Origin of the sequence: Streptomyces brasiliensis (genome assembly GCF_014647875.1) — a bacterium.
Lineage (GTDB): Bacteria > Actinomycetota > Actinomycetes > Streptomycetales > Streptomycetaceae > Streptomyces > Streptomyces brasiliensis.
This window is the reverse complement of the sequence record NZ_BMQA01000087.1, coordinates 1-22,381: the sequence shown is the minus strand read 5'-3', so window position 1 is coordinate 22,381 and position 22,381 is coordinate 1. Positions and strand designations below refer to the sequence as shown.

Here is a 22,381-nt window from a genome sequence, read left to right as displayed (position 1 = left end):
CCGCATGTCCGGTGGTGTGGGGGGAGGGCCGGGCGAACCGGCCCTCCTACCCGATCGAGAAAGAGACATCTCCGCCGGCCGGTGATGGCGGCGGCGGTCGCAGGCGCTCTGGTGGCCGTGGTCACCAGCGTCTCCTCGGCGACCGCGAACTCCGCCGACGACAACGGCACGACGGCCGAGTCCGCTTCCGCTCCCGTATCCGTCTGCGGTGACCCTGAGCCCGGCCACGTCGCCTGTCTGTCCGAAATGGTGCCCGGTGCCGTTCCCTCGTCGAACGGCAGGGCCGCGCAGACACCGGCCGGCTACGGGCCGGCCGACCTCCAGTCGGCCTATCGGCTGACCGAGGCGGTCCAGGCCGGCGCCGGCAAGGGCCGTACCGTCGCCATCGTGGACGCCTACGACGCGCCCACCGCCGAGGCCGACCTGGCCGTCTACCGTTCGACCTTCGGGCTTCCCCCGTGCACCACGGACAACGGCTGCTTCCGCAAGGTCAACCAGCAGGGTGACGCCGCTCCGCTGCCGAAGGCGAACCCGAGCTGGGGCGTCGAGATCAGCCTCGATGTGGACGCGGTCTCCGCCACCTGTCCCTCGTGCAACATCCTGCTCGTCGAGGCCAGCTCAACCTCGATAGAGGACCTGGCCGACAGTGTGGACACCGCGGTGCGGTTGGGCGCCTCGGTCGTCTCCAACAGCTACGGCGGCCCCGAATCCGGTGTCTCCGACGACACCCCCCTTCCCAGCCTCGCGCTGGACCGGCAGGACTCCTACAACCACCCGGGCGTCCCGATCATCGTGTCCTCGGGCGACTCGGGATACGGGCTCGACGCGTCCTACCCGGCGAGTCTGAGCACCGTCATCTCGGTCGGCGCCACCAAGCTGACCAAGAGCGACGATCCCCGTGGCTGGACGGAGACTGCCTGGGTCACCAACCACAGGGGGAGTGCGGCGGGCGCCGGTTGCTCCGCCCACGTCGCCAAGCCCTCCTGGCAGCACGACAAGGACTGCCCGAACCGGATGACCGCCGACATCTCGGCTGTCGGCGACCCGGTCACCGGTCTCGCGGTCTATGACAGCATCCGTGACCCCTCGGGTCCCTACCCCCCGGGCTGGCTGCTGGTCGGCGGCACCAGTGCCTCCGCTCCGGAGATCGCCGGGATGTATGCCCTGTCCGGCCACACCGACATCGTCCGTGACGCCTCGGGCCTGTACTCCCATCGCGACCAGCTCCACGACGTGGTGGGCGGCAGCGTCAGCGTGCCGGGCAGCGGTCAGGAATGCCCGACGAGCAGCTACCTGTGTACGGCTGTGGAGGGCTACGACGGACCGACCGGACTGGGTACCCCCGACGGTCTGGGCGTGTTCGCTCCCTGACCCGATTGTTGATCCCTCACGCACGTAAGGCGGCTGCCCAGGACGTCCTGGGCAGCCGCTTCAACCGTGCAATGCGATATACGCATAGAACATGAGGTCTACGTAGTAGAGTCGGCTTCATGGGTATGAGTCTCGAAGAGCGGGTGCGGTCCGCGGTGGCCGCGCTTCTGCACGCGGCCGGTGAGTCGCAGACCGAGCTCGCCGCCGCTCTGGGGGTGAGTCAGGCACAGGTGAGCCGCCGTCAGTCCGGCGCTGCGGCCTGGAGTCTGACGGACTGCGAGGCGGTCGCCGCGCACTACGGCATCGATGTCCTCGAACTCCTGGCGGGGCCCACCCGGGCCACGGAGGCGCTGCCCGCCGAGCACCGCCGCGTCCCCGGCCGCTCGGCCGGCACCGCACGTCATGCGGCTGTCGAGGGGGGAGTGTGATGACGGACTTCGGTGCGATCGACGCGCTGCTCGCCGGGGCCAAGAAGGAGGTCCCTCTGCCGTCCGCCGAGGAGCGGCGCGCCTTGCGTGAAGAGCTGAACCTCTCGCGCGCCCAGCTCGCCCAGGCCTTGGGTGTCAGCCCGTCCACGGTCGGGGGCTGGGAATCCGGACGGGACCCGAGCGGGGAAGTACGGGAGAAGTACGCGTACTTCCTCGAGGGAGCGAGGACCAAACTGGCGGCTGAGACGGCGGCGGAGGAAGCACCGGCCGAAGACCCCGAGGACGATGATCACCTGGATCACGCGGATCACGATGATCAGGCGGATGCCGAGCAGAATGCCGGCGGCCAGGACGACGACGTCGACGTGCTGACCGCGCCCCGGCCCTGCGTGCTGTGCGGGCAGCCCGCACGCCACCAGGTCGCGGGATTCCCCCAGCACCTGGATCCTGCCGAATGCGGCACCTCCGAGCCCGCGCCGACGAGCGGGCCTGCGGCGCCGGACAAGCCCACTGAGCGCAAGGCACCCGGGAGTCCACAACCTTCCGGCCGGCAGGGGCAGTCGGGACGCGGGGTCCGGGTCGTGCCCGTCGGCCGCCGCATGCAGAGCGCCGACACCCCGGACCTGATCGGCTCCGCCGTCGCCGCCGCACTCGCCGAGCACTCCGGGGACGTGGAGGCGGCGTCCAAGGCGCTGGTGAAGCGGGCCATCCCGGACGCCATGGCACTGCTGGACCACAGCCGCAAGGGCGGCCGCTACGACGTGGTCGCGCACCCGTGGCTGCCCGACGTCCTGCACAAGCAGTCCTCCCGCGGCGCCGACCAGATCTGGGAGGCCCGCCCCAAGTGGGCGCGGCCCGAACTGCCGCCCGGGGAGCACGAGGTGACCGCGCTCGACGTCAATGGCGCGTATCTGAGCGCGCTCAAGACGCATCTGCCGCTCGGCCAGCTGGAGCACTCCATCGGCAATCACCATGACCGGCGCCGCGCCGGCGTGCACCTGATCACCCCGCCCGACTGGGACCATGACACGTATCTGCCGAACCCGATCGGCAGCCGGGACGAACCGGGACCGCTGTGGGTGACCGAGTCGACCCTGCGCCTGCTGCTGCGGATTTCGACCCCGAAGTACGGCCTGTGCGACCCGCCCGAGATCCACGAGTCCTGGACCTCCGGAGCCACCGAGGGCCTGCTGGAGAAGTTCCGCATCGCCCTGAAGGACGCCCGCGACCGTGCGATCGCCGAAGGCGACGAAGTCACGCTGGAGTACGTCAAGGCCATGTACTCCAAGTTCGTCTCCACGCTGGGAGAGTCGAACTACAACCGGGAGCTGTACCGCACCGACTGGATGCACCTGATCCGCAGCCAGGCCTTCGCGAACCTGTGGTGGAAGGCCCATCACGCCTACGACGAGGGCCTGATGGTCGTCCGCGCCATGGGCACCGACGAACTCCACGTCATCGGCGACTGGCGCGCGGTGTTCTCCGAGGGCCGCGGCGTCACCGAGGTGAAGATCAAGGACGTCTACACCGTCGGCGCTTCCGACACAACGGACCAGCGGACCGAAGTGAAGAACTGAACCAGCTCCGGCGAGTACGTAGGGCAAAGCGGCGAACACGTGTTCACTGCACATGTTCGCCCCTGCCGGAGTCGGGGAGAGCGCGTTCCATGACCCGCAGGGTGGCGATGAGCCCGGAGCGGCAGGCTGTGGCGAGGAGGCGGCGCGGCGTGTGCTTCGTGGACCATGACGGCGCCGGTCTCGGGGTCGAGCCACTGCCGTAGTCGCGCTGCATCACCGGGTAGGGCGAGGGGTGCCTACTGGGCGGGGCTTCACGATCCGTCGCCGGTGGAACAGCTGTCCGCCGGTCGAGCGCTACAGCCACCGGGCGCCGATCGGTCCCCACTGAGACCGGAGGGACATCACAGCATTACGTGATGGCTCGTGTCGCTGGGCCGACGCAACGCATGCCGGCGGGCAGTGCCATACGCGGTACGTATGGGTCAGGCAACAAATAGATGTTTGTGAGATTGCAAGCCCGGACGAGACCCTTGTCACAGAGCGACTGGCGCTCTGCCCACGACATCCGGTCGCTGGGCCAAGATCCACAAGGAGGAGGCCCGCAATGATCCAGGTCATGGTCGATTTCGACCGTTGCGACGCCAACGGCACCTGTGCCGCGCTGATGCCGGACGTATTTCAGATCAAAGCCGACGGGCAGCTCGAGCTGCTGAACGCTGAGATCGACGACTCGCGCGAGGGCGAGCTCGAAGAGGTCATCCTCTGCTGCCCGGTCGGAGCGATTGCGCACTCATGACCAACGCCAGAGTCTTTGATCCGTTCGCCCCTGACGCCGGCCAGCACCTCGGTGGTGCCTTCGACGATCAAGCGATCTTGGAGGGTCCCTTCGGGTATGCCGTTCTCGGGTACGAGCTCGCCGGCGCCGTACTCCGCGACCGCCGGTTCCAGAACTCCGCTCTTCGCCTGATGGAGCAGTTCGGCATCACAGACGGTCCGGTCCACGACTTCCGCGCCCGGAGCATCATCATGGTCGAGGGTGAGCCGCAGCTTCGGCTCCGCACGCCCCTCGCACGCTTCATGAGCCCGGTCACGGTCAAGAACACACGCGCCGTGCTGCGGACGATCGTCGAGGCGATCGCTGACGATCTCGACGACTCGGCACCGATTGAGTTCCACAACACGGTCGCGCGTCGGATTCCGTCCATGGTCTATTGCCACCTCGCCGGCGCACCGATGTCGGATGCGCCCAAGGTGCAGAGCATTTCCGAGCGCACGCTGTCGCTGCTCTCCCGAGACCCCAGTCTGACCCCGACCATCCTTGAGGCGTACGACGAACTGTTCGCCTACCTCGATGACCTCATCGGCCGTAAGCGCGAGGAAGGTCTGGGCGAGGACATGCTCTCCTACCTGATCGCGCTCGGTGATGAGGGCAAGCTGACCGAACTGGAGGTGCTCACCGAGGCCACCTCGATGCTCGAGGCGAGTTCGGTCAACACGGCTCACCAGGCCGCTCTCGTTGTGTGGACCCTTCTCAGGGATCGCAATGTGTGGAAGCGGCTGAGCTCCGACCCAACCCTCATCCCGGCTGCCGTCGTTGAGGCTCTCCGCCTCTACCCCCGCACTGGTGTAGTGAGCAAGATTGCTACAGAGGACGTGGAGGTCGGAGGCGTTGTGATCCCTCGCGGCGCTGATGTTCACGTAGCTGTGTGGTCGGCCAACCGTGACCCCGAGCGGTTCGAGAACCCTGAACTGTTCGATCTTGACCGCGAACGAAACCAGCCCCTCACATTCAGTACCGGACCTCACAACTGCCTCGGGCAGGGATTGGCCAAGGCGGAGATCGAGGAGGTCGTCGGCTTCCTCGTCGAGCGCTATCCGAACGCCACGGTGGTCGAGGACGGTACGCGGGTGGGACAGGCGGGCGGTCGCTGGTTGGTGGACACCCTCCTCGTCGACCTCAAGCCCTGAGGCGGTCGACATGACGTTCACAGCCCCTTCTCTGACCGAGACCCTTGCTTCCTACTGGGCATCGGCCACGTTCGACGATCTCCCGGTTGACGTGGTGGACGGGATCAAGGACCACATCCTCGACACGCTCGCTGTAGCCATGGCCGGTGCCACGACCGCCGAGTCTCGCGCCGTTGTCCATGCTCTCGCGGGTGTGCAGGCGAGCGCTTCCGGAACACTCGTCTGGGGAACCGGCCTCCGGTTCGCGCCTGCCCAAGCCGCCCTCGCCAACGGGACTTCGGCCCACGCCAGGGACTTCGATGACGGCGGCGGAGCCGGACACGCGGGGTCGACCGTCATTCCTGCTGCCCTTGCCGCGGCTGAGTCGGCCGGTGTTGACGGCCGAACGCTGATCACCGCAACGGTAGCGGGGTACGACATCGGATACCGCGCGCTACAAGCGTTGGGTGGATTCGCTGCGCACACGGACCGCGGCTGGCACTCCAGCGGCACGATGGGCACTTTGGGGGCTGCGGCGGCTGCTGCCAAATGTGTCGGCCTTGAACCTGAGCAATACGCCGATGCTCTTGGTATCGCCGGGTCCTACACCGGAGGTGTCTGGGCGTTCAAGGACGACGGTGCCATGACGAAACGCCTCCACCCAGGCAAGGCCGGCGAGTCTGGCGTCGACGCTGCGATCCTCGCTGGGGGAGGCATCACTGGGCCGCATCGTCTCTTCGAGGCCAAGTGGGGTGGACTCTTCGCGACCTACAACGGGGGTGAAGGCTTTTCCGATGTAGCCCTCAAGGATCTGGGTGTGGACTTCAATGTCGCGAGTTCCTACCTCAAGCCATACGCGTGCTGTCGGGGCTCCCACTCCGCGATCGACACCGTTATGGACCTTCTGGCCTCTCGGGCAATCGTGGCTGAGGACGTCCGGAGCTTCCGTATCACGGCGGGCGAGACGGCGGTGAACATGCTCTCGGTCGACCCGATCACATCTGTCTTCGACGCCCAGTTCAGCTTGCCCTACGCAGTGAGCCTCGCTTTGTGCGGCGGGAGCCTCGGACTCGATGAGTACGACCCGCCCCGCAACAACGAGCCGCGCATCAAAGAGACCATGGCGAAGGTCTCAATGCATGTCGACACTCGGATCGGCTTGGAGGACGGACCGCGCTTCGACATCGAGTTCGCTGACGGGGAGACCCTGACCTTGGAGGCCGGCAATCCGACGACGGCCAAGGGCTCGTCCCTGAACCCGATGACCCATGAGGAGGTTGTCGCGAAGGCGACATCCCTCCTCCGGCCCTTCGGTGCAGACGCCACGCAGGCCTTGATCCAGGCGGTAGAGCACCTTGGTCAGGCCGCCGACATGACCGAGCTCTTGAACGCGCTTCACGTCCGCGCGTGGGAAGGAATGGAAAAATGACGAATCCAGAGAAAATCGAGCGGACTGAGATCATCGCCGCAGAGCCCGTTGAGTCGCTCGCTGCAATGTTGGACATCGATGTGCCGTTCGCTGCGGGTGACACACTTCTGCCGCTGTGGCACTGGGCGCATCTCCTTGAACGAAGTGCGGAGAGTGATCTCGGCGAGGATGGTCACCCGGTGGTCGGCATCCCAGCCCCGCCCGCTCCTGGCCGACGCCGGATGTTCGCCGGGGGAAGGGTCACGACGCACCGACTTCTGCACATCGGTAAACCGGCGACCAAGGTCACCTCTATCGCTCGGACGCTCGACAAGGAGGGCCGCACTGGCCTTCTGACGTTCACCACCGTCCAGCAGCAGATCTTCCAGGACGGCGAACTCGTCATCCACGAAGAGCAGGACATCGTCTACCGGGCCCCCGGCTCGAACGCCCTTCCGACGCCCCCCGCGCCCCCCGCGCCGCCGGCAGGACCGACGCTGGACATGGCAGTGGACGAGCGCCTGCTCTTCCGCTTCTCAGCATTGACGTACAACGCCCACCGCATCCACTACGACCTTGATTGGTGTGTGAAAGAGGGATACGACGGCCTGGTCATCCATGGACCGCTCTTGGCCTTCATGATGGGAGAACACATGCGGCGTGAAGGCATTGATCTCGTCGGCCGGACCTATGGTTACCGACTCGTCTCGCCGATGAAGAAGCCTCAGACCTTCTCGGTCGTCCCTGGCCCCGACGGGCTCGTCAAGGGGGCCGAGGCACGCAGTGCGGCCGGCGCCGTCTGCGCGGTCAGCACGCTTACGGAGGCCTGATCGCCATGGTGGAAAAACGCGACGTGGTGATCGTGGGAGGGTCGGTTGCGGCAACCCGCGCGGCGGAGGCCGTCCATCGGCACGCACCGCACCTCAGCGTGACGATGGTCAGCGACGAGACGCATCCCCCACACGAGCGACCACCGTTGTCCAAGGTCGGTCTGAACGAGCCCTTGGAGATCGAGACGCTCACGTACCCGACTGTCGAGACACTCCGCGACGGAGGAGTTGAGATTCGTCTAGGGACCAGAGCACAATCGCTGGACCCGGCAAGGCGTCTCCTGGGCACAACGAGCGGCGCGATCGAATACGGCGCCATCGTGATTGCGACGGGCTGCGAACCGATCCTGCCGCCACAGTTCGCGGACCAACCGGACGTCTTCATCCTGCGACGCTACGACGACGCTGTGGCTCTCCGCCACGCCGTCGCGGATCCCTCTCGGACCGTGGCACTGGTCGGGGCCGGCTTCATCGGGGGCGAGTTCGCCGCGACACTCGTCAAGGAAGGCCGCGAAGTCGCAATCATCGACCTGGCGGAAAAGCCCCTCGGACGTTTCGGTGACAACGTCGCGGACGCCTACATCGCGCTGCACCGGGACGCCGGCGTCAACCTCCACCTCGGGTCAGCAGTGGTAGGTACAGCGACGACTGACGGACGCAGGCATGTCAGGCTCGACGACGGGTCACAGATTCCTGCCGATGTCATCGTGGTCGGTGTCGGCGTCCGGCCCTCTGTGGACTGGCTCGCCGAGTCCGGACTTCCGTTGGACAACGGCATCGTCTGTGACGAGACGCTTCGGGCGATCGACGGAGTCTTCGCGGCCGGCGACGTCGTCCGTTGGCCGAACGAGCGATTCGGTGCGAGCATGCGTGTCGAGCACTGGACCAATGCAGCCGAACAGGGGCGTGTTGCGGCCATCAACGCTGTCGCATCCATCCTCGGTGAGCCCTTGACCGTCTGCGCGAACGTGCCCTACTTCTGGTCGGACCAGCATGGCGTCAGGATCCAGTTCGCCGGCCATCGTTATGGCGACGAACAGGTCCTTGAGCGGCACAACGAGGACGGAAAGCTCTTCGTTTTCCAGCGGGGCGACGCCGTGACGGGTGTGCTCGCCTTCGAACGGCGCCAGCATTTCGCGCGCCTGCGTGCCGCGCTCCGAAATGAGCTCGACCTCCAGCAGGCCGACTCAATCCTCGGTGTCGTCGGGGAGGGTTCTCAGGTCGCCGTCAGGTCCTGACCTCAATAGTTCCGCGAATCGCTCCGCCACCGGCGTCACGATTCCGGACTTGCGGCGCACGAGACCGAGCGGGAGCTCGAACAGACCATCCTTGATGGGCACTGCGCTGACGTCGGGATGGTGATCGGCCAACTCGGCGCTCGCCACGGCGACTCCGACCCCGGCCGCGACCAACCGCGCGGCGGTCTGGATCGACTGGACCGAAAGCACATTGCTCGGCCTGCCGCCGGCGAGGGCGAACCGGTCGTCCAACAGTCGTGACAAACTGCGAGCATTGCCGAGAGGCGCCGGCAGAATCCAGGTCTGATCGCGAAGTTCCGCAAGTTCGATGCGCTCGCAGTTCGCCTCACCCCAGGTGCTCGGCACAATGACGACCATCGGGAGGCGTGCGATTACATCGGTCTCAAAGGCGACGGAATGGATTGGCGCCGGGGGCTCCTCGGGGATCACGGGAACCAGCGCGAGGTCCAGATGTCCGTTCGCGAGATGGTCGAGCTGCACCTGAGGGTGAGCGTCCATCAGGTCAAGAGCTACCCGTGGGTTCTCGGTAAGGAACTCGGCGATCTTGCCGCTGATGATGCTCCAGAGACCGAGGATCTCCGCGCCGAGGCGCAGCTCTCCCTCCAGCCCCTTCCCCATTGAACGCAGCGCGGAGGAGAGGCGCTGTTCCTCGGCGATCAGGCGACGGCCAGCTGCCTGGAGGTAGCGGCCAGCTGGGGTGAGTGCGATACCGCGTGGCATGCGCTCGAAGAGCTGGACGCCCAGTTCGGATTCGAGTTTGGACATCGCCGTACTCAGAGGCGGTTGCGAGAGGTGCAGGACCTTCGCGGCCTTGGTGATCGATCCGGTATCGGCTACCGCCAGGAAGTACTTCACGTTGCGAATGTCCATATTTCCAGTGTATGGCAAACGCCCTCAACTGGTATTGGCGCTTATACCAGCCTCTCATCCATGGTTAGTGACGGGCTTCACAGTTGAGGCCTTGGAGAAGATCGTTGGAGGAACCGTGCAGCAGGAACAGCAGGTGGTCGTCGTCGGTGCCGGGCCGACGGGTCTTGTGACCGCCCTCGGGTTGGCTCAACAGGGGGTCGAGGTCACCGTCGTTGAACGCGCAGCCGGGCTTCAGAACTCCCCTCGGGCCATCGTCTACCACTGGGCGACCTTGGACGGTCTTGAGCGACTCGGGCTGTTCGATGAGGCCGTGAAGGCAGGCTTCCTGAAGCAGGACTATGCGTATCGCATCAGGCGTACTGGCGAGATCATCGAGTATGGGCTGAAGCCGCTCGAGGGGCGCGTCAAGCATCCCTACAACCTCCACCTCGGCCAGGGTGCACTCGCGCAGGTCATCCTCGACGAGGTCGAGACCTACGACAACGTCCGGATCCTCTGGAACCACGAGCTCGTCGGCGTCCGTCAGGACGCGGACCGGGTGTCCGTGGTTGTGCGGAACCCGGATGACGACGTGACGCTGAACGCCGGCTGGGTCGTGGCCGCGGACGGGGCGGGATCCAAGGCGCGTAGCCTCCTCGACCTCGGCTTCGACGGCATGACCTGGCCCGAGCGGTTCGTTGCCACGAACATCCGCTTCCCTGACGACCGCGACGGCTGGGCGCAGTCGACCTTCTACGTCGACGACGTGTACGGCGCCATCATCGCGAAGATCGACGAGTCCGGCGACCACGGGCTGTGGCGCTACACCTACATGGAGGACGCCGCACTTCCTGTCGAGACCCTCACCGATCGCCTGCCGTCCTTCCTCGCGGCCGTCTTCGGTGAGGACGTCGCCGGCCAGATCGAGCTCGACGCCATTTCGCCGTACAGCATGCATCAGCGCAGTGCCTCGACCTACCGCACCGGCCGGGTCCTGCTGGCCGGCGACGCTGGGCACGCAACCAATCCCTGTGGTGGCCTCGGGCTGACGATGGGCCTCTTCGACGCCTACGCCCTGATCGAAGCGCTGGGCGCTGTGGTTTCCAAGGGAGCGGACGACGGCATCCTGACTGCTTATGCGGACGCACGACGCAGCGCGTTCGTGGACAAGGCCAGCCCGCGCGCGTCCTCCAACAAGCAGCTGATCTTCCACTCGGGCGACCCGGCCAAGCTCGACCGCGACCTCGATCTCTTCCGCCGGATGTCGAGGGACCCCGAGCTCGCGGCTGAGGTCCTCTACTTCACCAAGACGCTCGAGACGCCTTCCCTTCTCGCTGTCTGACACCCGACTGCCCCCGAAACAAGGAAGCACCACGGATGAACCCCCTCGAAGGATTGACGGTGATCGCCGTCGAACAGGCGGTGGCAGCCCCGTTCGCATCCCGGCAACTGGCTGATCTCGGCGCCCGGGTCATCAAGGTCGAACGACCGGACGTCGGAGACTTCGCTCGAGCCTACGACGAGACGGTCAAGGGCGAGGCCAGCCATTTCGTCTGGCTCAATCGCGGAAAGCAATCGGTATGCCTCGACCTCAAGAGCGCCGAGGGCCAGGCGGCCGTGCACACCATGGCACGAACTGCAGACGTCTTCATCCAGAACCTGGCCCCAGGGGCTGCCGAGCGTCTTGGCCTCGGCGCCGACCACCTCCGGGCAGAGAATCCTGGTCTGATCCATGTCTCGATCTCCGGATACGGCCCTGGGGGACCCTACTCGGCCAAGAAGGCGTACGACCTGCTCGTCCAGTGTGAAGCAGGCTTGGTCTCTATCACGGGAACAGAGGCAGAGCCGTCGAAGGTCGGCATCTCTATCGCTGACATCGCCTCCGGCATGTATGCCTACACAGGCATCCTGACCGCATTGATCCGCCGGCAGCGGACCGGCGAAGGCGCGACGATCGAGATCTCAATGCTCGAAGCACTGGCCGAGTGGATGGGGTACCCACTCAACTACGCCATGTACGGCGGAACCGCACCCGCAAGAACGGGCGCACGTCATGCGTCGATCTACCCGTATGGGCCATTCCGCTGCGGCGACGACCGTCTCGTCTTCCTCGGGCTGCAGAACGAGCGTGAGTGGGCGACCTTCTGCCAGCGGATCCTCGACCAGCCCGAACTTGCCCTCGACCCGCGATTCAGCCGCAACTCGCTCCGGGTCGAGAACGCCGATGAACTGCGCGCCGAAATTGAGACTGCATTCGCCGACAGCACTGCAGAGGCGGTCGCAGCGAAACTCGAGGATGCTGGAATTGCCAACGCCCTTCTGCGTGACATGCACGGCCTCGCCGAACATCCTCAACTCAGGGCGCGTGACCGTTGGCAGTCCTACGCTTCCCCCGTCGGCGAGCTTCGGGGGCTGGTCCCACCGGTGACGATCGCGGGCGCCAGCCCATTGATGGGCCCCGTACCAGCGTTGGGGGAGCACACAGATGCCGTACTCGACGAGTACGGCATCGTTTCCGCGGAGGCGTCGACGGATGCGACCTGACCTTCAGCCCCACCTCCCAGCCCCGAACGTCCAGGTGCTCCGATCGGCCATGACCTTCCTGTTCGTCCCCGGCGACCGGCCAGAGCGATTCGCGAAGGCGGCCACGGCGGGCGCCGACCTGGGTGTCCTCGACCTCGAGGATGCTGTGGCAGACAAGGACAAAGCCGCTGCGAGGACCTCAATCGCCAACTGGCTGGAATCCGGCGGGCGCGGCGTCGTCCGAGTCAACGGTCGTGAAAGCTCGCACCACGATGATGACGTGGCGGCACTTGTGGGCCTCCCTGGACTCGCCGGAGTGATGTTGGCGAAGGCCGAATCTCCAGAGGCGGCCGACGCCGTCAGCCTGAGAACGGGCGTCCCCGTCATCGCTCTGATCGAAACTGCACGCGGAGTCGCCGGAGCGGAGGACATCGCGACTTCGAGGTCTGTCGCACGGTTGGCTTTCGGCCACCTCGACTACGCTCAGGATCTCGGCGCCGAGCCCACGCAGCCGGCCATGCTCCACGCTCGAGCCATCCTCGTCCAGGCGTCCCGCCTTGCGGGGCTACCCGGACCGGTCGACGGCGTCACCACTCATTTGGACAACACGGACGTACTGGCGGCCGACGTCCGCCATGCGAAGGAACTCGGGATGAGCGGGAAGCTGCTCATCCACCCCAAGCAGATCGCGCCCACGCAGGCTGGATTCAAGCCTGACGCACGCTCAGTTGCCTGGGCGCGCAAAGTCGTTGCGGCCGGACGATCGGGCCAGGCGGTTCGGGTCGACGGACAAATGGTCGATGCTCCAGTCGTGGCGCGCGCGGAAGCCATCTTGGCCCGGTTCGAGCAGCCTGGAGCAGATCAGTAGGCGAACAGAAGAATCTGTTCGCGGTCGTAGGACAGATGAGGGTGCACCACCTTCAGGTGTTCCTGGACCGCCGCTACCAAGCTGTCGTCGTCGGTGCCTTCAAGGAGCTCGCCGCAAGGACATGACACGTATCGCTTCCGTTCCATGAATCACACGCTACGACATACCTGAAATGTATGTGAGGCGCACAAAAACTGAATTGGACTTATAGGTCGAGGTCCACAAACCTTTGCCTACGGATTGTGACGCTCGACACTACGACTGGAGCACAGGTGTTGCAGATCACTGGCCTCACGGTGAAATACGGGGTGGGGGTGCACGCCCTACAAGATGCCTCGGTTGATGTGCCCGAGGGAGCGGTCGCCGCGGTGATCGGCGGAAACGGGGCCGGCAAGAGCTCCCTGATGCGTGCCATCTCCGGCACACTCGGCTTCCACGCGGGACGGGTCGTCGAGGGCTCGATCACCTATGACGGCCGGAATCTGGCCGGGCTTTCCCCGCAGAAGATCCTCCGGCTCGGCATTGCGCATGTTCCCGAGGGACGACGGATTCTCGGCGAGATGACGGTCCTGGAAAACCTGCGGGCCGGCGGAGCGATCGTTCGCAGTACTCGTAAGCGGGTGAATGCTCTTCAGGAGATCATGGATCGATTTCCGATCCTCGCTGAGCGTCGCAACCAGCGGGCTGGGCTGCTGTCGGGCGGCGAGCAGCAGATTCTCGCCATCGGACGGGGCTTGATGAGCTCCCCGAAGGTGATGCTCCTCGATGAACCAACCCTCGGACTCTCGCCGCAGATGGTTGAACGCGTCGCAGATACCATCCGCGAGGTCAATGCCAGCGGTGTGACTGTTGTTGTGGTCGAGCAGAACGCCGCGATGGCGCTCGGCGTTGCCACGGACGGCCATGTCATCGAGCGGGGTCGGGTTGTCCTGTCCGACAGTGCGGCGGCCCTCCGTGACTCCCCGGACGTTCGACGGCTCTTCCTCGGAGGTGACGTCGACGAGGGGCTTGGCCTCGACGCGGCCCCCGCTTCCCTCGCCACACTGACGAGGTGGTCGGCATGATGGCCCGATCCTTGACGCTGCAGGACGTCTCTCTGCGGTTCGGCGGCATCAGTGTCCTCGACGGCGTTTCCTTCACCGTCAACCCCGGCAGCATCCACGCGGTCATCGGACCCAACGGTGCGGGGAAGTCCTCATGCTTCAACGTGATCTCGGGCCTGTACCGGGCGACGGCCGGGAGTGTCCACTTCGGCGATGTTGATCTGTGCCGACTGGCACCGCATCAGATCGCCGCGCAGGGCGTCGGTCGGGCGTTTCAGAACATTGCGCTGGCACCCCACGAGACCGTGCTCGACAACCTCATGGTCGCACGCCATCGGCTGACCAGGGCAGGCATGATCTCGACTGCGCTCGCGCTCCCCTCGGCGCGGCGAGAAGCAGCCGCACATCGTCAGCGGGTTGAAGAGATCGCAATCTTCGTCGGTCTGACGGATGTTCTCCGAGCTCCCGCTGGGACGCTGTCGTATGGCTGGCGTAAGAAGGTCGAACTTGCGCGTGCGCTGGCGACTGAGCCGGACATCTTGATGCTCGATGAGCCGGTGGCGGGCATGCCGGCAGGAGAGAAGATGGAGATCGCCGCTCTGATCCGGGCGATCCGCGACGCACTTGGGATCTCAGTGGTCCTCGTCGAGCACGACATGCCCATGGTCATGAGCTTGGCCGATCACATCACGGTCCTCGACTTCGGGCGACGCATCGCCGACGGAACCCCACGTGAAGTAATGGCGGACTTCCATGTCATCCAGGCCTATCTCGGTACGACCGACGCTCCCGCCGACGAACTGGCGGATGCACTGAACCAGGAGGTGGCTGACCGTGCTTGAAACGTTGCTTCAAGGGCTGTCATCGAGCTCGATCTACGCGGTCCTCGCGCTTGGATTCGTGGTGATCTACAAGGGGACGAAGGTCGTCAACCTTGCCCACGGCAGCGTGATGCTGCTGGGCGTCTACGTGATTTCTCTCCTCGCGCCCCGGTTGGGTTTCTGGCCTGGCGCAGTGATCGGAATTCTGGTCGGCGCAGCCGGTGCGGTGGTGATCCAGTTCATGACGAACGCAGTCCGCTCCAAGGATCACCTCGTCATGACGATCATGACGATTGGTATCAACGTCATGATCGCGGCCGAGTTGACGCACGAGATCGGTGACGCCACCGTCTTCACGGGCGACCCATGGGGGAACCGGAGCTTGTCGATCGGTGGTAGCAGCTTCCCCGTTTCCCGGTTGATGGCCCTGATCGTCGGATCCGTGCTGATCGGCGTCATCTTCGCCATCTTCCGCTTCACACAGTTCGGCGTGAAGCTCCGCGCCTCGGCTGTCGACGCTGAGACCTCTTCCCTGCTCGGTATCAGCCAGCGAAGCGTCTCCATCTGGTCCTGGGTGATCGGAGGAGGGCTGGCGACGGTCGGCGGAATCTTCCTCGCCGCATTCCCGGCCAATGGTCTGGACTCTGGGTCCGCAACGCTCGCGATGTCGGCGATCCCCGCGATCATCATCGGCGGCATGGACTCCGCCGGCGGCGCGGTGCTGGGTGGTCTCATCGTTGGCTGCGGCGAGGCAGTGGCCCGACGGCTCATCCCGGAATTGGCGCCAGTGCTCGGTGACAGTTTCGCAAGCGTCGTGCCATTCATCCTCATGCTCGCCGTGCTTCTCGTACGCCCGAGTGGACTGTTCGGCTCCAAGGTGGTGCAGCGTGTCTGACCTGATCTGGAAGCGTTCAGGGATCGCGCTCGTCGCTGTCCTCCTGCTCGCCGTCCCGTTCATTCTCGAGAACGACATGCTCGGTGTGGCCATTGTCTGCCTCGCCTATGCCGTCGCAGCCATCGGGCTCACCGTTCTGGTCGGCGTGGGGGGACAACTCTCCCTCGCTCACGGATTCTTCGTCGCTGTGGGGGCCTATGCCTACACGGTGTTCGGCAGCCCGAAGGGCGAACACCTCTTCGGATTCGGCCTCCCGCCGTTGATCGCAGCGATCGGCGCTGTGGTCGTGGCTGCATTTGCCGGGCTCGCGTTCAGCCCGATCGCGCGTCGCCTCGGTGGCCTTTATCTCGGCATGGCGTCACTCGCCCTCGTCTTCATCGCCGACTACGTCTTCCAGCGGGTCGGGGCTCTCTCAGGGGGCTCCGGTGGGCGAATGGTTCCGGCGTTCACGGTCGGCGGACTTCAACTCTCCGGGTTCACCAAGCACCTCTGGATCGCAGGTGTCGACTTCGGAGGCATGCAGCGTCTTTGGTATCTGGTTCTCATCGTTGCCGTACTCAGTGCCGTTGCGGCTCTGCGGATTGTCCGTGGCCGGCCCGGTCAGGCCCTTCAACTGATGCGTGACAACCCGGCGGCGGCCGCCGCAATGGGGGTCAACATCCCGCGTGCGAAGTCCGGTGTCTTCGTGATGTCGTCCGCCTACGCAGGCCTGGCGGGAGTCTTGATCGCGCTACAGGCCCAGACCGTGGTCCCGCACACCTTCAGCATGACGCTCTCATTGAATCTGCTGGTCATGATCATTCTGGGTGGCCTCGGCTCGGTCCAAGGTGCTGTTGTCGGTGCCGTCGTCGTCAACCTGCTCCCGGCGATTCTCGACAAGCTGGGCACCAGCGGCGCGCTTGCGTTCATCGATCCGACCGGCGTGCGCGGCATGTCCGGAGGACTCTTCTCGGCCCTGGTTTTCGGCGCTGCCGTCGTCCTGGTGCTCATCTTCGAGCCACTGGGTCTCGCGGGTCTCTTCCGGCGGGCAGTTCGCCGGGCCTCCATCACGCGTGCCGGCTGAGCGCGCATCTGAAGAAAGAGGAACGTCAACAATGGTCAAGCGAAGCATGCAATGGGGCATAGCTGCCGCCGCGGTCTCAGTCGCGCTGACGGGCTGTGCGGGTGGCGCATCAGGCAGCACGGCGAACGCGGACGGCGTCAAGATCGACTACGGCGTCAAGGACAAGGAACTCACGATCGGCGTGGTTTCGGACCTGTCGGGGCCTTTCTCCGCCCAGGGACAGAGCATGGTTGCCGGCAACCAGATCTACTTCAATGAGCGCAATACGGGCGACAAGATCTGTGGATACACAGTCAAACTTGACGTCCAGGACCACGGCTACGACGTACAGAAGGCTCAGACGGCCTTCAACGGGATGGAGCCCAAGGTTCTGGCGGTCACCCAGCTGCTCGGCTCTCCGCAGATCGGTGCCTTGGCCCCGGCGATGACGAACAGCGAGACCACGACGATTCTCTCCGGATGGTCGAGCGCCGGGCTGGCGAGCGCCGACCAGCCGAACAACGCTTACTACGCGGTGGTCGGCACAACCCTCCCGGTCGCGGTGATCGACGGCCTCAGCTACCTCGCGCAGCAGGGCGCCATCAAGGACGGCAATCCGATCGGCCATATCCACCTGACGGGCGATATGGGTGACAACGCCCTCAAGGGAAGCAAGGCCTACGCCAAGAAGCACAACCTCAAGCTGACCGACATCGAGGTGACCGGACAGGAAGTCGACCTGACCTCTCAGCTCGCGAAGCTCAAGCGCGCCGGCGTGAAGGCGGTTCTGGTGACGGCCCCGCCGAAGACGACGGGCCAGCTCGCCGCGGCCATGCAGGCTGCCAGGATGGACCTGCCGATCCTGGCCAGTGCCCCGGCCTACTCGCCGACGCTCGTCGACGCCTCGTCCCCGACCAAGGACTTCATCGAGCGGCACCTGCTCGCCACTACGCCGTTGGTGCCGTTCGGCGACGATACCGAGACTTCCGCCAAGGTGGCCAAGGAGTTTGATGAGGGCAAGAAGAGCGGGTTGATCGCAGGCAGCGCTGTTGCGAACCAGGAGGTCAACTACGGTTACGCGATGTCAGTCGTTCTGGGCGACGCCCTGGATGCCGCCTGCAAGGCCGGCGACCTGACCCGTGCTGGACTGCACAAGGCTCTGGGCACGCTCGACCACGTCACCACGGGCGTGACCGTCGACCTCGACTACACCGACCGCAGTCGGACACCGTCGACCAAGGCCTACATCGTCAAGCCTGACGGCTCGGCCGTCGGCGGTGGAAAGCTCGTCACCGAGGTGTCGTCGGACGAGGCCACCACCTTCCAGGACTGAGGGACCGTGAGGGTCCGCCGCGGCGCGGACCCCCACCCAAGTCCATACGTCGTTCATATGAATCATTGAATACACCGGTAGTTGATGTATGCCTTCGGGTCCTATCAGGCTCGGGGCGGCATCGACATGTGGATGAGAAAGAAGTGGTGAGCGTGGCTGACACGCCTATGCGTCGGGTTGCGGTAGTGACGGGAGGGGCCGGAGGACTCGCCGCCGACATCGCGTCGAACCTTGCTCGCGACAGCTTCGGCGTCGCGCTCTTGGATCTGAACGGCGAGGGACTGGAGCTGACCTGCAAGGTGCTTCGTGGCGCAGTCCCGGGGGTGGATGTCATTGCCGTCACGTCCGACCTGTCGGACGAGGCCGCCGTCGAGGAGGCATTCGGTCGTGTAGAGGACCATTTCGGGCGGGTCGATGTACTCGTCAACACTGCAGGCGGCAGCGGAACCGAGTCTGCGCCAACCCTGGAGGACATCTCGGCCGACCTGTGGAACCGGGTCCTGAGCTTCAACGTCACGAGCGCCTTTCTCTGCGCCCGCTACGCGGTTCCGCTCATGCGTCGCAACGGGTTCGGTCGTATCGTCAACTTCTCGTCCCTGGTCGCGAACGGAATCTCTGGGCCGTCCGGCACGGTCGGCGCCCGCCTCGCCTATGCGACGTCGAAGGCTGCGATCAACGGCTTCACCAAGCAGCTGTCGAAGGATCTCGGCGGAACCGGGATCACGGTCAACGCCGTCTCGCCCGGATTGATCATCCCGAGCGAAGGGCGCGTTCGACGGTCGTTCGAGTCCCTCTCGCCCGAAGCGCAAGCCGCAACCACGGCGGCGATCCCGATGGGGCGCACCGGTACAGGGGAGGAGATCGCAGCAGCGGTCAGCTACCTCGTCTCCGACGCCGCCGGATTTACCTCTGGCGCGATCCTCAACGTCGACGGTGCGGCCTGAAGGAGCGCTCGAATGACACTTCCTCTCGTCCTGGTTCCCGCACTCGCCTCTGACGACCGACTCTGGCAGCCGGTCGTCGAGCGACTCGGCGACTCGGTCACCACCCACATCATTCAAGGCATCGGCGACTCCATCGAAGCGATGGCCGATCGCATCCTCGACGAAGCGCCGGACCAGTTCTGTCTCGCGGGCATCTCGATGGGCGGCTACGTCTCGCTGGAAATCGCCCTCCGCGCGACCAACCGAGTCCGAGCGCTCGCTCTCCTGAACACGTCGGCGATCGCCGCGCCCCCGGCCCGGCGGGAGAATTCGTTGAAGGCCATCGCCCTCGTGGAATCAGGCCAGTTCGAGGCGACCGCACGGCACATATCGGGTGCCGTCGCGCCCGGGCGTCCCGACGTGACAGCGGTCGCCCAAGCCATGGCGCTCGAGCTCGGACCCGACGTCTTCAAGGCTCAACAACAGGCTGTGGCGGGCCGCCGCGACCGGCGTACAGAGATCGAGAGAATCTCTGTCCCGACCTTGGTCTTGGGTGGAGACCGCGACCTGATCACTCCCTTCGAGCTGAGCAAGGAACTCGCCGCGCTGATCCCCGATGCGGATCTGGTCGAGCTGGACGGCATTGGCCACCTATCCACCCTCGAGGATCCTGATCGGGTTGCCTCGTCGATCACGCGATGGCTGAATCGGGGCGATGCGTCGTGAAGTTCACCCATGAGTCTCTGCACCAGCGGGTCGTCTTCGCCTCTGGCGAGGCGGCCGCTGGGGTGGTCGCGGCGGTCCAGGCGCTGGGCCGGACCAAGGTCTTCCTGATCGCCTCGGATCGCGAGAAGGAGCTGGCCGACCCGGTGCAGGCGACACTCGAGGCCGCGGGCCTGTCGGTCACGACGCATGACGAGGTGGTCATGCATGTGCCGGTCGAGGTCGCCGGGCGGGCCCGCGATGCTGCGGTGGCCGCGGGCGCCGATGTCGTCGTGTCGCTCGGAGGAGGATCGACAACCGGTCTCGGCAAGGCCGTCGTGATGGACGGCTCGCCTCTTGCCGGGTTGCCGTTGATCACTGTGCCGACCACCTACGCGGGCTCGGAGGCCACGAACGTGTGGGGCCTGACCGCCGGGGAGACGAAGACGACCGGCGTCGACAACCGGGTGCTGCCGGCCTCGATCGTGTACGACGCCTCCCTGCTCACGTCGCTTCCCGGTGACATGACCGTCGCCAGTGGCCTGAACGCGCTGGCGCACAGCGTGGACGCGATGTGGGGCCCGCGGGCCGACCCGATCGACCAGGTGCTGGCGCAGGAGGGCACCCGCGGCCTCGCGGCCGGTCTGCCGCTGGTCGCCGCTGACTCGGCGTCGATCGACGGGATCGAGCAGACCCTGTACGGCGCCTACCTGTCCGCCGTCGCGTTCGCCTCGGCCGGCTCGGGCATGCACCACAAGATCTGCCACGTGCTGGGCGGGATGTTCAACCTGCCCCACGCCCAGACCCACGCCGTCGTACTTCCGCACGTGCTGGCCTTCAACGCCCCCAACGCGCCTGAGGCGGAGCGCCGCATCGCGGCGGCGTTCGGCTCGGCCACCGCGACCGAGGGCCTGCGGGCACTGCGCGAGCGCCTCGACGCGCCACGCGCGCTGAAGGACTACGGCATGCCCGAGGACGGGATCGCCAAGGCGCTCGGGCCGATCAAGGCGGCGATCCCGGCGAACAACCCCACCCCGATCACCGACGAGAACCTCACCGCCCTGTTGCAGGCGGCGTGGCACGGAGACCTCCCATGAGCACCTATGTGAACCCCGGCTCGGCCCACGAGGGCGCGCACGGCACGGTCTACCGCGACGTGACGCCGGAGCAGGAGGCGGTGGAGCAGCGCCTGGTCGACGATGTCGTCAAGAGCTTCGACGCCTGTCAGGACCCGCGCCTGAAGGAGGTCATGGTCTCGTTGGTCAAGCACCTGCATGCCTTCATCCGCGATGTCCGCCTGACCGAGGAGGAGTGGGGCACCGCGATCGAGTTCCTCACCAAGGCCGGCCACATCACCGACGACGTCCGCCAGGAGTTCATCCTGCTCTCCGACACCCTCGGCGCGAGTATGCAGACCATCAACGTGAACAACGTGGCCTACAAGGGCGCCACCGAGGCCACTGTCTTCGGGCCGTTCTTCGTCGAGGACTCCCCCGAGATCGAGGTCGGCGGCGACATGGCCTTCGGCGCGCCGGGTGAGCCGTGCTGGGTCGAGGGCACCGTCACCGACACCGACGGCAACCCTTTGGCGGGCGCGCGGATCGAGGTGTGGGAGGCCGACGAGGACGGCCTGTACGACGTGCAGTACGACGCCGGGAAGCGTGCCGCCCGCGCTCACCTCTTCAGCGAGCCCGACGGGTCGTACCGCTTCTGGGGACTCACCCCGACGCCGTATCCCATCCCCGACGACGGCCCCGTCGGCAAGATGCTCAACGCCGTCGGTCGCTCTCCGCTGCGCGCCAGCCACCTGCACTTCATGGTCAGCCACGAGGGAACCCGCACGCTGGTGACCCATATCTTCCCCGAGGGCGACCCGATCGGGGAGAAGGACTCCGTATTCGGCGTGAAGGCGTCGCTGATCAAGAGCTTTGAGCAGCAGCCGGTTGGCACGCCAACCCCCGACGGTCGGCCGCTCGACAGCTCTTGGAGTCGCGTCCGCTTCGACATCGTCCTCGCCCCCGCAGGAGTCTGAGCAGACTGACCGCATTCCTCTACGCCGCGACGCGTACGCCGTTCGGCAGGTTCAACGGCGCCCTGGCGGCGACCCGGCCCGACGATCTCGCAGCCGCCGCCATCACCGGGCTTCTCCACAAAACGCCCGGCCTGGACAGCGCCGCGATGGACGAGGTGGTCCGGGGCAACGCCAACGGCGCGGGGGAGGAGAACCGCAACGTTGCCCCGGATGGCCACGCTGCTGGCCGGTCTCCCGACCTCGGTCCACGGCGGTACCGTGAATCGGCTCTGCGGCTCCTCGCTCGACGCGGCGATGATCGGCTCGCAGACGCTCGAGACCGGTGACGCCGACATCGTCCTCGTCGGTGGCGTGAAGTCGATGACGCGTGCGCCGTGGGTGCTGCCGAAGCCGGCCAAGGGGTTTCCGGCCGGTGACGGCACCGCCGTCCCTGGCGTGCGCATGCTGGTGAGGAGTTGTGCGGAATATCTTTGTGGCACCGGCATATTCGGGGCTTTCGAAGGTTCACACCTGTGTCCCTTGGGCCTTCGTCCATCCCTCTTCTTCGGAGGGAATCCCCGCCTTCAGGCGGGGAGGGAATCCGATCCTGA

General features: G+C 65.8%; 22 protein-coding genes and 1 pseudogene. 21 read left to right on the top strand and 2 right to left on the bottom strand.

Translation table 11 applies throughout. The features are described 5' to 3' along the window. The first annotated feature begins 84 nt into the window (after positions 1-84). The 8 genes from IEZ19_RS44725 (at position 85) to IEZ19_RS44690 (ending at position 8,739) form a co-directional block, all read left to right on the top strand. Positions 85-1,371: a S53 family peptidase gene (locus IEZ19_RS44725; RefSeq protein ID WP_189317132.1), complete on the top strand. Its 1,287-nt coding sequence runs from the start codon at positions 85-87 to the stop codon at positions 1,369-1,371. A gap of 119 nt (positions 1,372-1,490) precedes the next feature. Beyond that, positions 1,491-1,799, top strand: coding sequence for a helix-turn-helix transcriptional regulator (locus IEZ19_RS44720; protein ID WP_189317131.1), 309 nt, complete (start codon positions 1,491-1,493; stop codon positions 1,797-1,799). Next, positions 1,799-3,376: a helix-turn-helix domain-containing protein gene (locus IEZ19_RS44715; RefSeq protein WP_189317130.1), complete on the top strand. Its 1,578-nt coding sequence runs from the start codon at positions 1,799-1,801 to the stop codon at positions 3,374-3,376. The genes IEZ19_RS44720 and IEZ19_RS44715 overlap by 1 nt, the downstream gene beginning before the upstream one ends. Before the next feature lie 544 nt (positions 3,377-3,920). Further along, on the top strand, positions 3,921-4,112 hold the full coding sequence (locus IEZ19_RS44710; RefSeq protein WP_189317129.1) for a ferredoxin: 192 nt from the start codon (positions 3,921-3,923) through the stop codon (positions 4,110-4,112). Beyond that, entirely contained in the window at positions 4,109-5,284 is a 1,176-nt protein-coding gene (locus tag IEZ19_RS44705; protein ID WP_189317128.1) for a cytochrome P450, read from the top strand. The genes IEZ19_RS44710 and IEZ19_RS44705 overlap by 4 nt, the downstream gene beginning before the upstream one ends. Positions 5,285-5,294: 10 nt before the next feature. Continuing rightward, positions 5,295-6,692, top strand: a complete 1,398-nt coding sequence (locus IEZ19_RS44700) for an MmgE/PrpD family protein (protein ID WP_189317127.1) — start codon at positions 5,295-5,297, stop codon at positions 6,690-6,692. Continuing rightward, positions 6,689-7,501: an HTD2 family dehydratase gene (locus IEZ19_RS44695; RefSeq protein ID WP_189317126.1), complete on the top strand. Its 813-nt coding sequence runs from the start codon at positions 6,689-6,691 to the stop codon at positions 7,499-7,501. The genes IEZ19_RS44700 and IEZ19_RS44695 overlap by 4 nt, the downstream gene beginning before the upstream one ends. Before the next feature lie 5 nt (positions 7,502-7,506). Next, positions 7,507-8,739 (top strand): NAD(P)/FAD-dependent oxidoreductase, encoded by a 1,233-nt coding sequence (locus IEZ19_RS44690; RefSeq protein ID WP_189317125.1) that lies wholly within the window; start codon positions 7,507-7,509, stop codon positions 8,737-8,739. Here IEZ19_RS44690 and IEZ19_RS44685 read toward each other — a convergent pair. Beyond that, positions 8,689-9,630, bottom strand: a complete 942-nt coding sequence (locus tag IEZ19_RS44685) for a LysR family transcriptional regulator (protein WP_189317124.1) — start codon at positions 9,628-9,630, stop codon at positions 8,689-8,691. The genes IEZ19_RS44690 and IEZ19_RS44685 overlap by 51 nt on opposite strands. Before the next feature lie 7 nt (positions 9,631-9,637). On the opposite strand from IEZ19_RS44685, the gene IEZ19_RS44680 reads away from it, so the two are divergent. The 3 genes from IEZ19_RS44680 to IEZ19_RS44670 are packed head-to-tail and all read left to right on the top strand — an operon-like array spanning position 9,638 to position 13,000. Next, entirely contained in the window at positions 9,638-10,951 is a 1,314-nt protein-coding gene (locus IEZ19_RS44680; protein ID WP_229841566.1) for an FAD-dependent oxidoreductase, read from the top strand. 35 nt (positions 10,952-10,986) lie between these two features. Beyond that, positions 10,987-12,153, top strand: coding sequence for a CaiB/BaiF CoA transferase family protein (locus IEZ19_RS44675; RefSeq protein WP_189317122.1), 1,167 nt, complete (start codon positions 10,987-10,989; stop codon positions 12,151-12,153). Between the two features lie 49 nt (positions 12,154-12,202). Continuing rightward, positions 12,203-13,000, top strand: coding sequence for an HpcH/HpaI aldolase/citrate lyase family protein (locus tag IEZ19_RS44670; RefSeq protein ID WP_229841565.1), 798 nt, complete (start codon positions 12,203-12,205; stop codon positions 12,998-13,000). Here IEZ19_RS44670 and IEZ19_RS44665 read toward each other — a convergent pair. Continuing rightward, entirely contained in the window at positions 12,994-13,146 is a 153-nt protein-coding gene (locus tag IEZ19_RS44665) for a DUF1059 domain-containing protein (protein WP_189317120.1), read from the bottom strand. The two genes, IEZ19_RS44670 and IEZ19_RS44665, sit on opposite strands and share 7 nt — an antisense overlap. A gap of 126 nt (positions 13,147-13,272) precedes the next feature. Between IEZ19_RS44665 and IEZ19_RS44660 the strand changes: the two genes are divergently transcribed. The 10 genes and pseudogenes from IEZ19_RS44660 to IEZ19_RS44615 form a co-directional block, all read left to right on the top strand. Continuing rightward, entirely contained in the window at positions 13,273-14,064 is a 792-nt protein-coding gene (locus tag IEZ19_RS44660) for an ABC transporter ATP-binding protein (protein ID WP_189317119.1), read from the top strand. After that, on the top strand, positions 14,061-14,885 hold the full coding sequence (locus tag IEZ19_RS44655; RefSeq protein WP_229841567.1) for an ABC transporter ATP-binding protein: 825 nt from the start codon (positions 14,061-14,063) through the stop codon (positions 14,883-14,885). Before IEZ19_RS44660 ends, IEZ19_RS44655 begins: the two co-directional genes overlap by 4 nt. Then, positions 14,878-15,759 (top strand): branched-chain amino acid ABC transporter permease, encoded by an 882-nt coding sequence (locus IEZ19_RS44650; protein ID WP_189317118.1) that lies wholly within the window; start codon positions 14,878-14,880, stop codon positions 15,757-15,759. The genes IEZ19_RS44655 and IEZ19_RS44650 overlap by 8 nt, the downstream gene beginning before the upstream one ends. After that, complete coding sequence (locus IEZ19_RS44645; protein ID WP_189317117.1) at positions 15,752-16,822, top strand: branched-chain amino acid ABC transporter permease; 1,071 nt, start codon at positions 15,752-15,754, stop codon at positions 16,820-16,822. Before IEZ19_RS44650 ends, IEZ19_RS44645 begins: the two co-directional genes overlap by 8 nt. A gap of 31 nt (positions 16,823-16,853) precedes the next feature. After that, positions 16,854-18,134 (top strand): ABC transporter substrate-binding protein, encoded by a 1,281-nt coding sequence (locus tag IEZ19_RS44640; protein WP_189317116.1) that lies wholly within the window; start codon positions 16,854-16,856, stop codon positions 18,132-18,134. Positions 18,135-18,286: 152 nt separating this feature from the next. Beyond that, the gene (locus IEZ19_RS44635) at positions 18,287-19,078 is read left to right on the top strand and encodes an SDR family NAD(P)-dependent oxidoreductase (protein ID WP_229841564.1); all 792 of its coding nucleotides are present in this window, start codon (positions 18,287-18,289) and stop codon (positions 19,076-19,078) included. A 12-nt stretch (positions 19,079-19,090) separates the two neighbouring features. Then, positions 19,091-19,783: an alpha/beta fold hydrolase gene (locus tag IEZ19_RS44630; RefSeq protein WP_189317115.1), complete on the top strand. Its 693-nt coding sequence runs from the start codon at positions 19,091-19,093 to the stop codon at positions 19,781-19,783. Then, positions 19,780-20,856, top strand: a complete 1,077-nt coding sequence (locus IEZ19_RS44625) for a maleylacetate reductase (protein ID WP_189317114.1) — start codon at positions 19,780-19,782, stop codon at positions 20,854-20,856. Before IEZ19_RS44630 ends, IEZ19_RS44625 begins: the two co-directional genes overlap by 4 nt. Next, positions 20,853-21,791 (top strand): hydroxyquinol 1,2-dioxygenase, encoded by a 939-nt coding sequence (locus IEZ19_RS44620; protein ID WP_189317113.1) that lies wholly within the window; start codon positions 20,853-20,855, stop codon positions 21,789-21,791. Before IEZ19_RS44625 ends, IEZ19_RS44620 begins: the two co-directional genes overlap by 4 nt. Before the next feature lie 5 nt (positions 21,792-21,796). Beyond that, positions 21,797-22,220: pseudogene (locus tag IEZ19_RS44615) on the top strand (thiolase family protein); the annotation flags it as partial. Between the last annotated feature and the right edge of the window lie 161 nt (positions 22,221-22,381).

Excerpts from the sequence above, each read along its gene's own strand:
- IEZ19_RS44725 (WP_189317132.1), top strand. The coding sequence starts at position 85 with ATGGCGGCGGCGGTCGCAGGCGCTCTGGTGGCCGTGGTCACCAGCGTC.
- IEZ19_RS44720 (WP_189317131.1), top strand. The coding sequence starts at position 1,491 with ATGGGTATGAGTCTCGAAGAGCGGGTGCGGTCCGCGGTGGCCGCGCTT.
- IEZ19_RS44715 (WP_189317130.1), top strand. The coding sequence starts at position 1,799 with ATGACGGACTTCGGTGCGATCGACGCGCTGCTCGCCGGGGCCAAGAAG.
- IEZ19_RS44710 (WP_189317129.1), top strand. The coding sequence starts at position 3,921 with ATGATCCAGGTCATGGTCGATTTCGACCGTTGCGACGCCAACGGCACC.
- IEZ19_RS44705 (WP_189317128.1), top strand. The coding sequence starts at position 4,109 with ATGACCAACGCCAGAGTCTTTGATCCGTTCGCCCCTGACGCCGGCCAG.
- IEZ19_RS44700 (WP_189317127.1), top strand. The coding sequence starts at position 5,295 with ATGACGTTCACAGCCCCTTCTCTGACCGAGACCCTTGCTTCCTACTGG.
- IEZ19_RS44695 (WP_189317126.1), top strand. The coding sequence starts at position 6,689 with ATGACGAATCCAGAGAAAATCGAGCGGACTGAGATCATCGCCGCAGAG.
- IEZ19_RS44690 (WP_189317125.1), top strand. The coding sequence starts at position 7,507 with ATGGTGGAAAAACGCGACGTGGTGATCGTGGGAGGGTCGGTTGCGGCA.
- IEZ19_RS44685 (WP_189317124.1), bottom strand. The coding sequence starts at position 9,630 with ATGGACATTCGCAACGTGAAGTACTTCCTGGCGGTAGCCGATACCGGA.
- IEZ19_RS44675 (WP_189317122.1), top strand. The coding sequence starts at position 10,987 with ATGAACCCCCTCGAAGGATTGACGGTGATCGCCGTCGAACAGGCGGTG.
- IEZ19_RS44670 (WP_229841565.1), top strand. The coding sequence starts at position 12,203 with ATGACCTTCCTGTTCGTCCCCGGCGACCGGCCAGAGCGATTCGCGAAG.
- IEZ19_RS44665 (WP_189317120.1), bottom strand. The coding sequence starts at position 13,146 with ATGGAACGGAAGCGATACGTGTCATGTCCTTGCGGCGAGCTCCTTGAA.
- IEZ19_RS44655 (WP_229841567.1), top strand. The coding sequence starts at position 14,061 with ATGATGGCCCGATCCTTGACGCTGCAGGACGTCTCTCTGCGGTTCGGC.
- IEZ19_RS44640 (WP_189317116.1), top strand. The coding sequence starts at position 16,854 with ATGGTCAAGCGAAGCATGCAATGGGGCATAGCTGCCGCCGCGGTCTCA.
- IEZ19_RS44630 (WP_189317115.1), top strand. The coding sequence starts at position 19,091 with ATGACACTTCCTCTCGTCCTGGTTCCCGCACTCGCCTCTGACGACCGA.
- IEZ19_RS44620 (WP_189317113.1), top strand. The coding sequence starts at position 20,853 with ATGAGCACCTATGTGAACCCCGGCTCGGCCCACGAGGGCGCGCACGGC.